Raw genomic sequence first — 14,262 nt, 5'->3', positions numbered from 1 at the left:
GTGAGAAGGCCATGCAGCCTCTGAAATATCTGGACGAGATGCTGCCGTGGAACGACAGGTTGCAGATGCTGGAATGCATCTCGGCCATCGAAGAAGCGCCGGATGTAATGACCTTCTCCTTCAAGACCGCCGAGGACAACTGGTTCCGCTATACGCCGGGCCAGTTCGTCACTCTGGAATTGCCGATAGAGCGCTCGGACGGCCTGGGGCCGGTATTGCGCACCTATACGCTGTCCTCAACCCCGTCGCGTCCCTACCATATCTCCGTGACCGTCAAGGCGCAGAAAGACAGTATCGGCACGCGCTGGATGCTCGACAATCTGCGTCCGCCGATGAAGATCAAGGCTTACGGGCCGAACGGCGATTTCTCGCTCGCCAACCATCCGGGCGAAAAATATCTCTTCATTTCCGCCGGTTCCGGCATCACGCCGATGGTTTCCATGACGCGCTGGCTCTTCGACTGCGCACCGGCAACCGACGTCGCCTTCATCAATTGCGCGCGCACGCCGGACGACATCATCTTCCGCCGCGAACTGGAACTGCTCGCCGGTCGCATGGAAGCCATGCGGCTGGCCTTCATCGTCGAACAATCTTCCGCGCGGCACGTCTGGCCGGGCCTGCATGGGCGCATCGACCGCGCCCGGCTTGAGCTGCTGGCGCCCGATTTTCTGCATCGTGAAGTCTTCTGCTGCGGGCCGGAACCGTTCATGAACGGCGTGCGCGGCCTCTTGGAAGATGCGGGCTTCGACATGGCCAACTACCATCAGGAAAGCTTCAACCCGGCCAGCGAGATTTCGTCGGTCCCGGTGCCGTCATCGCTTTCCGAAACGCCTGCGGCAGCGCCCGCCGCCCCGGCGGTCGCCCCGGCCAGCGTCGTCTTCAGCCTTTCAGGCGTTGAAGTCGAATGCACCGAAAACGATACGATCCTGCTTGCCGCCCGCAATGGCGGGCTCAAGATTCCAAGCGCCTGCGAGTTCGGCATCTGCGGCACCTGCAAGGTCAAATGCCTCGGCGGCGAGACGGAAATGAACCACAATGGCGGCATCCGCGATGACGAGATCGCGGAAGGCTATATCCTCGCCTGCTGCAGCCGCCCTCGCGGTCGCGTGGAGATCGATGCCTGAGCCTAACACTACAGTTGCAAATTCGTCAGGCCGTGGCGAAAAGAGTGATTTTCGAGTACCGGAGCGCAGCGTACTTAAAGGTACGTGAGCACCGGAACGCAGACAAATTGCTCTTTGCAGCCCGGCATCACGAAGAATGCAACTGTAGTGCTAAGCTTTCTTCAGAAACTCAGTCCGCAGCACCAACCCCTTGACCTGCTTGGTGCTGCAATCGACTTCAGCCGGATTTCCGGTCAGGCGAATGCCCTTGACCAGCGTTCCGCGCTTCAATGTCGTGGAGGTTCCCTTGACTTTCAGATCCTTGATGAGCGTGACGGAATCGCCGTCATTCAATTGAGTGCCGTTGCTGTCGCGGACGATTACGTCTGTCATGATGGGGTTCCTGTCTGTTTGTGGTTTGAGCCGTCCCTATCACCAATGCCGATGTTATACCAGAACGCGCATATTTGCTGGTTTCGCGAAAATCGTCTGGCTATAGTCCAACAGACAGCAATGAAGCGGAGCGCCTTATGATCGGCCATGCACTTGTGGTTATCGACGTCCAGAATGATTTCTGCCCCGGCGGTGCGCTGGCGGTTGAAGGCGGTGACGACATCATCCCCACCCTCAACCGGCTGATCGACGAAAGCGAACACGTGATCCTGACCCAGGACTGGCACCCGGCCAATCACTCAAGCTTTGCCTCGACCCATTCCCATGCCAGGCCTTTCGACACGATAGAAATGGCCTATGGCCTGCAAACGCTCTGGCCCGACCATTGCGTGCAGGGCAGCCATGGGGCGGATTTTCACCCCAAACTGCAATGGACGCGGGCACAACTTGTCATTCGCAAGGGCTTTCGCATCGGCATGGACAGCTATTCCGCCTTCTATGAGAACGATCACAAGACGCCCACCGGCCTTGGCGGATATTTGCGCGAACGCAATATCGGCGCGCTGACGCTGGCGGGTCTGGCCACCGATTTCTGCGTCGCCTATTCGGCCCTCGACGCCGCCGCCGAAGGCTTTCAGGTGCGCGTGCGCCTTGATGCCAGTCGCGGGATCGATCTCAACGGCTCCATGGACATCATGCTGCAAAAGATGAAACAGGCTGGCGTCGAACTGATCGACGAGCCTGTTTCAGCATCGCATCTACTCTAGCTCCCCGTCCGGCATCGCCACGAAGATCAATACGGCAATGATGGTGATGAAGAAGCGGAAGGCGGATTCGATCCCGTTCCATGTCTGCGACATCCACATGCCGAACCATTCTCCGCCGACGGACATGAAGCCCACCTGCCAGACCAGAAAGCCGAGCGACAGCCCGGCAATGGCCCATTTCTTGGAGCGGTTGAAACTTGCCGCCCGCTCGCCGACACGGCCCAGCATGGCAAACGCTCCGATCCAGCACAGGATCGCGGTCAGCGTTTCCGCCGCTATGATGAGAATATAGGCGGCATTGTGCAGCGTCGGATTATCGATGGCACGATATTTGATCGTGGCATCGGGGAAGATCGTGTCCATCATCAGGACATGCTGCACAAACCCGAAATTGGTGTCGTAGTCGGTGATGTTACCGAATGAAACCAGCGTTGCGAAAAAGGCGATTGCCGCCACGAAGGCGGTTTTGCTCAACCGTGTCACGACCATGGAATTCCCTTTCCGGAATTAGCCGCCGCGCGCCGATCATGCTCCCTTTAGAAAACGGTCTGCGGCATGAGCGCGATGTCACGCGCATGCGGTGATGGTCCTCAACTCCGGCGATTCGGTCAAGGCCAACAAAAAGGGCAGCCGAAGCCGCCCTTTTGATCCACTGATATGAGGGCGTTCAATGCCCTGGGGCCTCTTCGGCTTCTTCCTGCCAGTTGGGGTTGAGCCGGTTATAGCGCAGCGACGACATGAAGGAGAGGCCGATCAAGGCCGCGCCGATAAGGCCGGTGATGACTTCCGGAATATGTACCAGCGTCTGGACATACATGATGACCGCCAGAACCAGGATGGCATAAAACGCGCCATGTTCGAGATAACGATACTGTCCGAGCGTCTTGCGCTCCACCAGCATGATGGTGAGCGAACGCACATAGAATGCGCCGATGCCAAGGCCGATGGCGATGACGAAAAGGTTCGTGGTCAGCGCGAATGCACCGATCACCCCGTCGAACGAGAAGCTGGCATCGAGCACTTCAAGATAGATGAAGGCGCCGAGGCCGCCGCGATGCACCATATCCATCTGTTCCTGCGTCGCATCCAGAATCTCGCCCAGCCCTTCGACGGCAAGGAAGGTCAGAAGGCCGAACAGGGCGGCAATCAGGAATGTGTGCGAATGCTCGGCATCGAGCTGATAAGAGAAGAAGATGATGAGAGCGATGGCGACGCCGATCTCGACACCTTGAACCGAAGCGAATTTGGACATCCGGCTTTCGATAAGCTTGATCCAATGCACGTCCTTTTCGACGTCGAAGAAATATTTCATGCCGACCATCAGCAGGAATGTGCCGCCAAAGGCAGCGATGCCGGTATGCGATTCCGAGATCACGCGGGCATATTCATTGGGTTGCCAGATCGCCAGCTTCAGCGCCGAGATCGGGTCGGTCCACATAGCAATCGCGACAATGGCCAGCGGAAAGACGATGCGCATGCCGAAAACGGCAATGATGATGCCCCATGTCAGGAAGCGATGCTGCCATTCCGGCGTCATGTCGCGCAAGATGCGCGCATTGACGATGGCATTATCGAAGGACAGCGAGATTTCGAGAACGCTCAAAACCGCGCAGATGATGAAGACGGAGACCATTCCCCCAAAAGTGCCGGTCATCTCGAAACCGAGCCAGACTGCACCTGCGAGACCCACTACGGTAAAAACCATGGGCCAGATGAAATAACGAAGAGTGGCCATTTCCAACCATCGAATTATTATTGTTATCAAACGGAAACAGGCACAGGCCGTCGTACCGGACGGGGCGATCACCGCTTCCCGTCATGCGCTCTCCTGACCGCCCCTCTTCCCGCAAAGGCGTATCGGCTATGTAAGTAGGAGGCCAGGCGCAAACAAGAGAAAGCGTGGCAATAATTTGTCTGATTTGCGGATTTGATGTGTTGAAATATTTCGTTACTATTCACCGAGACTAAAGTAGCAATCACAGGCGCCTGCCCCGGCAGTAGAAACCTCTCAAACGCTTTGCCTGTACGAATTGTCGCGTGGCAAAAACAGTATCACACCATAAATTCATAAAAGAGGCTGCGAACCGCTGTCGGTGACGGCCCTGTCATGACATGAGGAAATTCAAAAGATGATTGCGCCGGAAGAGCTACAGCGTCGAATTGAGAAGAGACTGGCCGAAAGCAGTTTCTCACAGCCGGAGCTTCTGATCCGGCGGGCACACCGCATGGCGCGAGAGGGCAAAAATGGATCGGCCTCCGTCGCGGGCGAGCTGCTGAAGGATGCGGGGGCGAATATCGGCCTGCGTGAACTTTCCGACATCATCGACCACAAACCCTGGCTGCTTGAAGCAATCATCAATGGCGCGGGGAAGAAGGGCGGCAATTCCGACCATCATTAAAGCGTGTCGTATGACTACGATAAATTGCGACACGCTTGAGAGCGCATTGCCAGCATTTGTCTTTCACACATTGCAAAGGGGAGAAACGAATGACGATAACCGGACCTCAATGCCGTGCCGCCAGGGCGCTCGTGGAAATCTCGCGCGATCGCCTGGCGCAACTGTCGGGGATCGACGCGGCGACCATTGAACAGTTCGAACGCAAGCTCGGCAAGCCATCGGATGCCATGATCGAGGCCCTTGCCGAAGCGCTCGGAAAGGCCGGAGCGCAGTTCATCCCGGAAAATGGCGGCGGGGCCGGCGTCAGGCTGAAGTTCAGCCGGTCGGAAACCCGACGCATTGCAAATCTTGAAAACGAAGGCGGGCCGACGGCGTCGGACGATGTTCCCTGACCCCATGAAAAAGGCGGCCGCTGGCCGCCTTTCCCGATCAAAGGGCAATGGCCCTATTTCTTCTCGGTGATCGAAGGCGCATCCAGCCTGGCGCTCATCTTGACCGTCGTGATATCCTTGCCCGCGACATCGAAGTCCTTGAAGCTGAAAGACCGCAATACCTGATCGTCGTAAGTCTTGATGTAATAAACATCGTTCTTCATATCGGCGATTGCTGTCCACTGGGTATATTCGAACATATTCTGATCTTCGATCCATCCCTTGGGAATGTCGAAATTATTGGCGATATGTTCGGCCAGACGAACGCTTTCCGGGCCGCTCGGTACTTTCTTGGCGGAAAGAACGAAGGCGCTGGCGCGCACGAAACGCGACGGCGGCGTGGTATCGCCGGGCACGCCATGCATGCCGGCACCTTCACCGAAGGACTGGATCGTATCGCCAAGAATCTGCAACGGCTTCGGATTCTCGCGCGAGAAATAAGCGTAGTTGCGCAGATTGGTCATGTGCCAGTCGAAAGACGGCGAATTGGTCATCACGCCGATCTTGTTGTCATAGACCTTGAGCTTGCCGTCGACCGGCTCGATGACGATGGAGGCGCCGGTCGCATCATGCAGCGTGTAGTGGACCGGCGGGGTAAAGCCCATGTCCTTCTGCTTCACATCGACCACGGCAATGGTGCTCAAGGCATCCTTGACTTCCGCCACCGTCGAGAAATTGGTCAGCGCCCAGGTCAGGAAATCCCATGGGGAAAGGCTGTCTTCCGGCTTTGCCGTGGACGGGGCCTGATATTTGGCATATTCTGGGAAATAGAGAATGCCGCCCGCAAGCCCCTTCTCGTTCATCCCGTCGGTGAGGGCGACGATACCGAAGGCATTCATGCCGATCGTGGCATATTTGCCCTTCCACTTTTTGCCCGCCGCGCCCTCCGGCGCGCTTGCCGTTATCTCGTAATTGCGCGGAATGGCAATCATGTCGGACTTCATGTCGAACGCGAATTCCATCGTCCGGCCATAAACCATGCCACCATCGCTGGTTGGAAGCACGAAGCTGGTGCAGGCAAGCGCGGCCTGCGGAACAATCAGACCTGCTGCGATAAGGAAGGTAGCTGCGCCCCGCGCCAGTATCCGGCGCGATGTTTTCCAGCAAGACTTTTCCATGACGACCTCATAGCTGAGTAAAAATGAACGAAATAACGGAACAGCAGCCCACCGGCCGATATTCGGCGGAAGCGCTCACGTCCCGCTGAATAAGATGGCCCTCACCCCGCCAAGTCAACAGAGGAAAACTTTATCTTACTCACATTTTTCAGTTTATTTCTTCTCATGATTAACATAATTATCATTTCACACCGTTTCCGGCAATTCTTTTATGTATTGCTAAAACAAGTTTCCGAGGGGATTCATCGTGTCCAGGCGAAATTACGACATACACAGGAAAAGTTTACTTGGTGGAACGATGCGTAATGCTATATTAGCTTTGTCTGTTTTAGTAACAACTACATCGATCAGCCTGGCAGCCGACATCGTGTCACCCACCCAGCCCGAAATCCAGGACCAGCAAAGGTGGCGCGTCATTTTCAGCCCCTATGTGTGGGGTGCATCGCTGAATGGCAGCGCCGGCCTGCTGGGTCGCAGCACGGATGTGAATGTCCCCTTCCGGGAAATTTTCGACAATCTCGACATGACTTTCATGGGCAATGTGGAAGTCAACAATGGCACGATGGGTTTTTACATTGACGGCCAGTACGTCAAGACCAGTCAGGACGAGAACCTGCGCGACAACGAGCTTGCGCTCGACCTCACCTCGACCACGCTGACGGGCGGCGCCTATTACCGCGTCTATGAAAAGGATCTGGGCGGCACCACGCTCTACGGAGATCAGCGCGTTTTCGCCATCGAGCCGACCATTGGCGTTCGCTGGACCCAGTTGAAGGCCGGCCTTGAAACCGGCCCGTTCAACGAGCGCCGCAAGACGGACTGGACCGACCCGTTCATCGGAACCCGCGTCTTCTACGATATCAACGATCGGTGGAACATCTTCGCCGAGGCCGACATTGGCGGTTTCGGCGCGGGCACCAAGCTGAGTGCCAATGGCCAGATCTATCTGGGCTATCGCACGCTTGTCTTCGATGTTCCCACGACATTCCGTGTCGGTTATCGCGCGCTTTACCAGAACTACAAGGACAGTGATACGGTCGAGAAATTCAAATATGACGTGACCCAGCACGGGCCGGTCATCGGCTTCTCCGTCTCGTTCTGACTCTTGCCAGAATTGGTTTCGTTTGTTTGGCCCGTCGGCCTTGCCGGCGGGCCTTTTGTTCGCCGTGCCCGTTGGTCCGTTCGAACACGACAGTTGCAGCTGTAGTACTGAGCATTTTCGAGCCAAAAGCGTGAAACGTCTACGCGGGGAAATCAGTCCACTGGACTGATTTCTGTTCCCGCTTCGATGCGTGAGGCAAATGCGACAAAACAAATAGATAGAGCGGTTCCGACGATTCCGTTAAAGCAGGAACCGCTATAAGTAAAATTCAACAACTTCCCCTAATAATAGGCCAAACATTATGTGGGGGAATGAATGACTTATATTTTCGAACTGCCGATCTATCTTTCTTTTGCGGCATTCGTCGTCCTTGGAATTGTGTTCTATGCGGTCGGGCGCTTTGCGCTTGATATGCTGTCCAAACACGCGGCCAACGACATTCTTTCCATTCCGATTGGCGCCTTCATCAGCACCATCGCCACAGCCTGGGCCCTGTCGCTGGGCTTTGTGGCCGCCGATATATGGAGCGTGAATTCGCGGGCCGACCAGGCTACCAGCCAGGAGCGCTCGGCCATTTCCCGCCTGATCGGGACATCCGGCACGGAGATCCTGAACGCACCGAAGCTCAAGGCTGCACTTACCGGCTATCGCACCGCCGTCATCGACGATGAATGGCGCGACAGGATCAATGTCGAACCGGCCGGTTCCGTTGAAACGGCGTTGCAGAATATCCGGCGCGAAATCATCAATCTGGCGCGCGCCGATATACCGTCTCCGATCATCTCCCAACTCATCAACGATTTCGATGAATTGCAGGATGCGCGCAATATGCGCCTGGCCGTGGGGTCGACCTCGATCGACTATTACAAATGGTATCTCGTGCTTTCGCTGACATTTCTGACGGCGATCACCATCGCGGCAACCCATGCCGACCGCGTGCGGGCTGGTGTGAAGGCGCTTGTCATTTACGCGCTCACGGCCTCGTTCTGCCTCTGGATTCTTGCAATCCACGCCAATCCCTATCAGGGGCTGGAACGCCTTGAACCGTCCCTTCTTTTCACCAGCCACAAGCGCGGCTAAGATATCGGGAGATTCGATCTATTTTATCTTGCTGAAATTGCAGGGAAATCTTTCCAATCGAATACGGAGCGGCGATTTGATGAAATTGCTCGGTGCTGGTGTCCTCCTCGGTTTGATGCTTCCCGCCGGACTGGCTTCGGCGCAGAGCTTCCGCGTCTGCCATGGCTATGACTGCCATTACCGGACCGGGGTTACGCTGACCGCAAAGGATGAGCAGCGCCTGCGGAACCTTCTGCAAAAGGGGAACAGAAGCGCCGAGGGCGAGCGGAAGGCGCTGCGCACCGCCGTTGCAATCTTCGAGCAGCGCAGCACCGCGGCCATCGGCATTCGGGACAAGCCGAGAATGCAGTTCGGCAAGGCCCGCATCAAGGGCCAGATGGATTGCATCGATGAATCGACCAATACCGATCATTTCCTGCGCTATCTGCAATCGCGCGGCTGGCTGAAGCACCACACCGTTGCGCGGCGCACCTCTCGCGGCGCATTCATCGATGGCCGCTACCCGCACTGGACGGCGGTTCTCGAGGACAGGCAGGGCCAACGTTGGGCCGTCGATTCCTGGTATGAAGCAGGCGGCGGGCCACCCGATATCATGCCGCTCCAGCAATGGAAACAACGCGGATATATGGGCGAGCGGTAAAAGCGCGTTCACCCACCTTTCCAGCAATGCTCATCGCCTTATATCGCGTTGCGAGGGCATTCATTTATTCACTATGAAACGGGCATCACAGGGGGACGATCCATGCCGATCCTGAAGCGGTCTTTTTCCAGCATCTGCACCACGGCGCTGGTTGCCGGCAGCATGTTTGTCGCGCCGATTGCCGAGGCATGCACGCGTTTTGTGTATCATGGGGCCAACGACCAGGTGATGACCGCCCGCTCCATGGATTGGAAGGTGGATGTCGCGACCAATCTCTGGATATTCCCCCGCGGCATGAAACGCTCCGGCGAGGCTGGCAAGAACTCGCTCGAATGGAGCTCGAAATATGGCAGCGTCATCGCCTCCGGTTACGATATCTCCACTACCGACGGGTTGAACGAAGCTGGGCTTTCCGTTGGCGTCCTGTGGCTGGTCGAATCCCAATATCCCGAATATGACGGCACCACGCCCGGCCTCAGCATCGCGGCCTGGGCGCAATATGTACTCGATAATTTCGCGACGGTCGATGAAGCCGTCAAGGCGCTCGGCGCCAATCCATTCACGATTGTTACCGACAAGGTGCCCGGTGAAGACAGGCTGGCCACGCTGCATCTTGCCATATCGGATGCCAGCGGCGACAGCGCGATCATCGAATATATCGACGGCAAACAGGTGATCCACCACGGCAGACAATACCAGGTAATGACCAACTCGCCGACCTTCGACGAGCAGCTGGCGCTCAACGCCTACTGGACCCAGATCGGCGGAACTGTCATGCTGCCGGGCACCAATCGCGCTTCCGACCGTTTCGCCCGTGCCTCCTTCTACGTCAACGCTGTCCCCAAAACCGAAGACCCTGTGCAGATGATCGCCAGTGTTTTCAGCGTCATCCGCAACACCTCGGTTCCATTCGGTCTGACGACACCCGATCAGCCGAACATTTCCTCGACGCGCTGGCGGACTGTCGCCGACCAGAAGCGCAAGCTCTATTTCTTCGAATCCGCCTTGACGCCGAATGTCTTCTGGGTCGACCTGAAGAAAATCGACTTTTCGCCCGAGACCGGCAAGGTCAGGAAACTCGACCTGGGCGTCAATCAGACCAACACGTTCAACGGCGTCGTCAACGACAGTTTCAAGGAAAGCGAGCCCTTCAAGTTCCTGGGTCTTTGAGCCGGTTTCACAGATTTCTGCTGAACCAATCGCGCCCGGCTGCGTTAGTTATCCATAACCAACCCAGAACGGAGGACCAACCAATGGACTGGAATCGTGTTGAAGGAAACTGGAAACAGGCCAAGGGCAAGATCAAGGAACAGTGGGGCAAACTCACCGATGACGATCTCGATCAGATCAATGGTCGGCGCGAGCAGTTGGAAGGCAAGATCCAGGAGCGCTATGGCATCGAAAAAGACCGCGTGCGTTTCGAACTGGACGATTGGTACAATCGTCAGACCTGGCTTTCATAAAACCGTAATTTCCGACAGCAAGCCCTGCCCTGCGGCAGGGCTTGCTGCTTGTTACCGGCAGCTATCCACGCGTTGCAGGGATGCGGAAAGCCCCATCAATGAAAATGTGTAGCGGGTCTGCGTGCCGCGGGCCGATGTGGCCTGCACATTGAGCGTCTTGCCAGCACGCATGGCGCGCATCAGCTTCGCCTCATCGGCGATATTTTCGGCCCAGGCGCGATTGCCTTCGCTGAAGAATGGAAAGCGAGCGCCATCCACCATCACATTGACCGTACTGTCAGCCTTCAGCTGGTACCCCATCACCAATTGGGGGCTGTATTGGCCGTCAGCTTTTGAAATAATCACGAAATTATCGCCGTGCCGCACACCGGCGGGATGAAAATTGATCGGCACCGTCAAGGCATAGCATTTATTGCCCGCAAGCTCGGTGCTCTGGTAAACACCCCAATCGCGGAACTCACCCAAATAACTTGTCTTCGCCGAAGCCACGAGAGAACTCGCCACCAACCCTGCCAATGCCAGCGCAACGGTGGTTGCATTTTTTCTCATCGCCCGAAACCTCCATATTGTTGCCAATTCACGTCACTTAAAAAATTGTTTCATTGCGTTACTATTTTCTTAACGAACTGCTAAAATTTGTTGAAACTCTTCGGCTTAATGAAAAACAGAACACCGGCCTGCTTCTGCAGGCCGGTGTTCTGAAAAATTGACAGGATCTATAAATCTAGAACCGGAACTGAAAGCCCAAGGAATAGCCGATCTCGCTTCCATCATTATGTGCGAAGCGGGCATTAATTTCACTGAACATACCGATACTGTCTGACACAGCCAACTGGGCTCCCAGTTGGGCACGTCCAAAATCCTTGTCGGCATCGCCAAGAAGCGCAATGCGATCGCGGCCATCGGTCAGGCTGGTCAGCCGGATCGTTTCAGGACGCCCATCGGCCAGTTCATGCACCCATTTCACGCTCGTATATGGTTTGAGGACCATACCGTTTGCGAATGCCATCGTGCCATGCAGACGCCAGCCAATACTGGCCTCAAGCGAATCAAAACCCTGTTTTGTATAGTCGAGCGCTGTTCTGAGAGCACCCGCTTCGCTGAAGCCATCGATGCGGTAGTGCATATAATCAAGACCGGCCACGGGGCCGCTCTTGATACCGTACCAGCTAAAATCATGCCCACCTTCGATGCGCGCGCCCAAGGACAAGGCGGAGGTATCGGACTGCAATTGCTGGTTCAGCAGAACAGGCCCATTCATCGCCTGCAAGAAGACTGAGCGATCATTATCGAAGCTGGTTCGCCCGATATTCATGTCGCCCGCAAACCAGTTTGAGGCAGCATCGTGATAAAGGGCATAGACCGCTCCCTGCCAGCTGTCGCCGTCAATCGAACCGTCATTGGCCAGTTGGTCCCGGCTGCGCTGAAAGCTGAGGCTCCCACCAAGCGTCCATGCTTCATTGTAGCGATAATCGCCGAGAAGATGAAAGCCGACACGCTTGGCATCAGAAGCGTCCGGCACGTCGAAGCCACCGCCGGGGTATATTTCCCCTTCCACACTGGCTTCGCCGCTAAATGTTCCGACAGTGCGATCGCTGTCGAGCAAGTTGAGCCAACGGCGATCATGCAGGCCCGCCAGTGCCTGATGCTGACGCTGCAATTGATCCGTCATCTGCCGGATCATTGTGCCGCCGGAAGCTGTCGACGCCAGCAGATCGGCACCTGTCAACTCCAGAACCAGACGTGTCAAAAGCCTTGAAAAATCCTCAAGCCTCTGGTCAATACGTGCCTGACCGAAAGCATTGGTGAGAACATCCTTATTATCGAGACCCGGCATATGCCAGGTCGCCCCGCCGGGAATCGCAGGATTGTCTGTCTGCTGATAGCCATCGAGATCGCCAAGTTCCCAGTTTGTCGCCTCAATGAACAGGACCGGGATATCGAGGCCAGTGAAGCTTTCGCCGTCGCTACAGCAGCCGGTTCCGGCCGGATATTCATGGTTGAGACCAGGATTGGTGAAGAGCGGAATATTAAGCTCGTTCGCGATGCGCAGAATCTGGTCGCGATAAGCAGTCAAAGCCGGATTATCGACGCTGTTGCCGCCCGCATGAGCATACATCCTGTCGCCGGTGATGAGACTATCGAGGTTAATCATGCCGACCATATTGGCGCGCTGCTCGTCGCTAAGCGCGGCAACATAGGCCCTCGATCCGCGCAGGCCTTCCTCTTCCGCGCCAAACCCAACCACTTCCAGACCGTTCTCCAGCGGGATACCGGCCAGATTGCGGGCAATCTCGGTCAAGACCGCAGCACCCGAGGCGTTATCATCGAGCCCCTGCAGCGTCGGGCGGCCATAATAGGTGTCATAATGTGCCCCCAGGACCAGATACTGGCCGCTCGTGCCGGGCGCAGATGCAATAACATTGTGTGATCCGCGATTGCCCGCCCAAGTAAAATCCTGCCTGGTTGTCGCGTAACCAAGGCCAAGGCGCGACTGCATCCAGTCTGTTGCACCAGCAAAACTGGTCGTACCGCGATAACGGCCAGGATATTCAGTAATCAGGCGCTCAAGCGTCTCATTGGCATAATGCCCATAGTCATAGGCAAAAGCTTCTGTTGCAAAACCCGTGCTTGCAATACTCGTCGACAAAACGAGCATACGCATCATGCGCCGAAGCACCGATGTTCGCGTCATTTTCATCCGACGTGACGCGACTATTGCTGCCCCCCAACGTTTATTGGGTCGTATGTCCCATTTATAATTCACCGTGCACCCCATCATTATTATAATGTATGGGGTAAATATTATTGAAACAGGCTCACAGCGTCACGGAAATAGTGTAGAGAATTCACATATAACTTACGTTTGAAGGAAAAATTCGAGTCGTTAAAGACCGATTTTTAAAAAGAAGAATAAGTACGGTACGACCATACGAATGGGAATGCACCCATTGATATAAAACAGCTAAAGGGAAGATGGTGGGCCCGGAGGGAGCGCCCACCATCGCTCAAAAGCCTTAGAAACCGGGCTTTCAGGGATGGCTAGGGGACACAATGTCCCCCTTCTCGATCCCTGCGTCTCATATAACGAGATAACATGCAACCGTTTCACTGCTCCTATGCGTGCCACACTCTTTCTTGCAAGGCCTCGGTTCGTTGTGAATAGCGGTATTCTTTCGTTTGACGAGGGCGCATCATACGTACCACTCATGCTAATGATGAGGTGCGCTACTCCCGCGTGTTTTTCTGGGGCGGCACATTAAGCAGGAAGCATATCGCAAGAGGGGAATTATGTTGTTTCAAGCCGATCCTGATTTTATCGCCGGTCTCGACGACAAGACATTGGTGAAGCTCCTGAAACGCCTCGTATTATCTGAAAGCCGTCTTGCTGGGATACCCCTACGAGGGGCGGCTGTACCCCTGCAAATCACGATAGCTGACGGTGGCGAAGATGGTCGTGTCGAGTGGAGTGGTGGGCAGTCATCGACTGCCTATCTGCCAAGTCGCTTTACCGCGTTTCAATCAAAGGCCCAAAATCTAACGGAGAGCCGTGTTCGCGATGAGATTCTAAAGGCGGCTAAAGCGCAACCACCAGAACTGAGCCCGGTCATTCATGAGGTTCTCGCACGCAACGGGGCCTGAATAGCCCCTAGATTTGTGGACGCTTTCTTCCCTATTTTTGAGGCAAGGAGGCCATGATGGGGTCTGGCAATTTCAGTGACGAGTTCAAGCGCGATGCTGTCGCGCAGATTACCGAGCGCGGCTA

16 protein-coding genes are annotated in these 14,262 nt (G+C 55.8%); 10 read left to right on the top strand and 6 right to left on the bottom strand.

Annotation, left to right across the window (positions count from 1 at the left end; all coding sequences use genetic code 11):
* Nucleotides 1-11 precede the first annotated feature (11 nt).
* Nucleotides 12-1,124: a 2Fe-2S iron-sulfur cluster-binding protein gene (locus AVM02_RS02580; RefSeq protein WP_411505467.1), complete on the top strand. Its 1,113-nt coding sequence runs from the start codon at nucleotides 12-14 to the stop codon at nucleotides 1,122-1,124.
* A 150-nt stretch (nucleotides 1,125-1,274) separates the two neighbouring features.
* On the opposite strand, the gene AVM02_RS02575 is transcribed toward AVM02_RS02580, so the two are convergent.
* The gene (locus AVM02_RS02575; protein WP_006467255.1) at nucleotides 1,275-1,496 is read right to left on the bottom strand and encodes an alkylphosphonate utilization protein; all 222 of its coding nucleotides are present in this window, start codon (nucleotides 1,494-1,496) and stop codon (nucleotides 1,275-1,277) included.
* A 137-nt stretch (nucleotides 1,497-1,633) separates the two neighbouring features.
* Here AVM02_RS02575 and pncA point away from each other — a divergent pair, with 137 nt between their 5' ends.
* Nucleotides 1,634-2,263, top strand: a complete 630-nt coding sequence (pncA, locus tag AVM02_RS02570; RefSeq protein WP_411505466.1) for a bifunctional nicotinamidase/pyrazinamidase — start codon at nucleotides 1,634-1,636, stop codon at nucleotides 2,261-2,263.
* On the opposite strand, the gene AVM02_RS02565 is transcribed toward pncA, so the two are convergent.
* Together AVM02_RS02565 and AVM02_RS02560 are read right to left on the bottom strand one after the other, a co-directional pair.
* On the bottom strand, nucleotides 2,255-2,752 hold the full coding sequence (locus AVM02_RS02565) for a DUF2165 family protein (RefSeq protein WP_411505465.1): 498 nt from the start codon (nucleotides 2,750-2,752) through the stop codon (nucleotides 2,255-2,257). The genes pncA and AVM02_RS02565 overlap by 9 nt on opposite strands.
* A 178-nt stretch (nucleotides 2,753-2,930) precedes the next feature.
* Nucleotides 2,931-3,998 (bottom strand): DUF475 domain-containing protein, encoded by a 1,068-nt coding sequence (locus AVM02_RS02560; protein ID WP_411505464.1) that lies wholly within the window; start codon nucleotides 3,996-3,998, stop codon nucleotides 2,931-2,933.
* 394 nt (nucleotides 3,999-4,392) lie between these two features.
* Here AVM02_RS02560 and AVM02_RS02555 point away from each other — a divergent pair, with 394 nt between their 5' ends.
* Nucleotides 4,393-4,662 carry a hypothetical protein gene (locus AVM02_RS02555; protein ID WP_411505463.1) on the top strand — a complete coding sequence of 90 codons (270 nt, stop codon included), beginning with the start codon at nucleotides 4,393-4,395 and terminating at the stop codon, nucleotides 4,660-4,662.
* A gap of 89 nt (nucleotides 4,663-4,751) precedes the next feature.
* Entirely contained in the window at nucleotides 4,752-5,054 is a 303-nt protein-coding gene (locus AVM02_RS02550; protein ID WP_411505462.1) for a helix-turn-helix domain-containing protein, read from the top strand.
* Between the two features lie 53 nt (nucleotides 5,055-5,107).
* Here the strand turns inward: AVM02_RS02550 and AVM02_RS02545 are convergent, their stop codons facing one another.
* Complete coding sequence (locus AVM02_RS02545; RefSeq protein ID WP_411505461.1) at nucleotides 5,108-6,211, bottom strand: choloylglycine hydrolase family protein; 1,104 nt, start codon at nucleotides 6,209-6,211, stop codon at nucleotides 5,108-5,110.
* 298 nt (nucleotides 6,212-6,509) lie between these two features.
* Between AVM02_RS02545 and AVM02_RS02540 the strand changes: the two genes are divergently transcribed.
* The 5 genes from AVM02_RS02540 (at nucleotide 6,510) to AVM02_RS02520 (ending at nucleotide 10,496) form a co-directional block, all read left to right on the top strand.
* Nucleotides 6,510-7,313 carry a hypothetical protein gene (locus tag AVM02_RS02540; protein ID WP_411505460.1) on the top strand — a complete coding sequence of 268 codons (804 nt, stop codon included), beginning with the start codon at nucleotides 6,510-6,512 and terminating at the stop codon, nucleotides 7,311-7,313.
* A 315-nt stretch (nucleotides 7,314-7,628) separates the two neighbouring features.
* The gene (locus AVM02_RS02535; RefSeq protein WP_411505459.1) at nucleotides 7,629-8,393 is read left to right on the top strand and encodes a hypothetical protein; all 765 of its coding nucleotides are present in this window, start codon (nucleotides 7,629-7,631) and stop codon (nucleotides 8,391-8,393) included.
* Nucleotides 8,394-8,472: 79 nt separating this feature from the next.
* On the top strand, nucleotides 8,473-9,033 hold the full coding sequence (locus tag AVM02_RS02530; RefSeq protein WP_411505458.1) for a hypothetical protein: 561 nt from the start codon (nucleotides 8,473-8,475) through the stop codon (nucleotides 9,031-9,033).
* A 102-nt stretch (nucleotides 9,034-9,135) separates the two neighbouring features.
* Complete coding sequence (locus AVM02_RS02525) at nucleotides 9,136-10,203, top strand: linear amide C-N hydrolase (protein ID WP_411505457.1); 1,068 nt, start codon at nucleotides 9,136-9,138, stop codon at nucleotides 10,201-10,203.
* Nucleotides 10,204-10,286: 83 nt separating this feature from the next.
* Nucleotides 10,287-10,496, top strand: a complete 210-nt coding sequence (locus tag AVM02_RS02520) for a CsbD family protein (RefSeq protein WP_411505456.1) — start codon at nucleotides 10,287-10,289, stop codon at nucleotides 10,494-10,496.
* Nucleotides 10,497-10,547: 51 nt separating this feature from the next.
* Here AVM02_RS02520 and AVM02_RS02515 read toward each other — a convergent pair whose 3' ends face one another.
* Together AVM02_RS02515 and AVM02_RS02510 are read right to left on the bottom strand one after the other, a co-directional pair.
* Nucleotides 10,548-11,045, bottom strand: coding sequence for an invasion associated locus B family protein (locus AVM02_RS02515; protein WP_411505455.1), 498 nt, complete (start codon nucleotides 11,043-11,045; stop codon nucleotides 10,548-10,550).
* Between the two features lie 175 nt (nucleotides 11,046-11,220).
* Nucleotides 11,221-13,191, bottom strand: coding sequence for an autotransporter domain-containing protein (locus AVM02_RS02510; protein ID WP_411505454.1), 1,971 nt, complete (start codon nucleotides 13,189-13,191; stop codon nucleotides 11,221-11,223).
* 596 nt (nucleotides 13,192-13,787) lie between these two features.
* Between AVM02_RS02510 and AVM02_RS02505 the strand changes: the two genes are divergently transcribed.
* The gene (locus AVM02_RS02505; protein WP_411505453.1) at nucleotides 13,788-14,138 is read left to right on the top strand and encodes a hypothetical protein; all 351 of its coding nucleotides are present in this window, start codon (nucleotides 13,788-13,790) and stop codon (nucleotides 14,136-14,138) included.
* The last annotated feature ends 124 nt before the right edge of the window (nucleotides 14,139-14,262 follow it).

The organism is Brucella anthropi (assembly GCF_046630315.1).
Taxonomy (GTDB): Bacteria; Pseudomonadota; Alphaproteobacteria; order Rhizobiales; family Rhizobiaceae; genus Brucella; species Brucella anthropi_A.
Note: the sequence above shows the minus strand (reverse complement) of the source record. Positions and strands in the feature narration are given on the sequence as shown.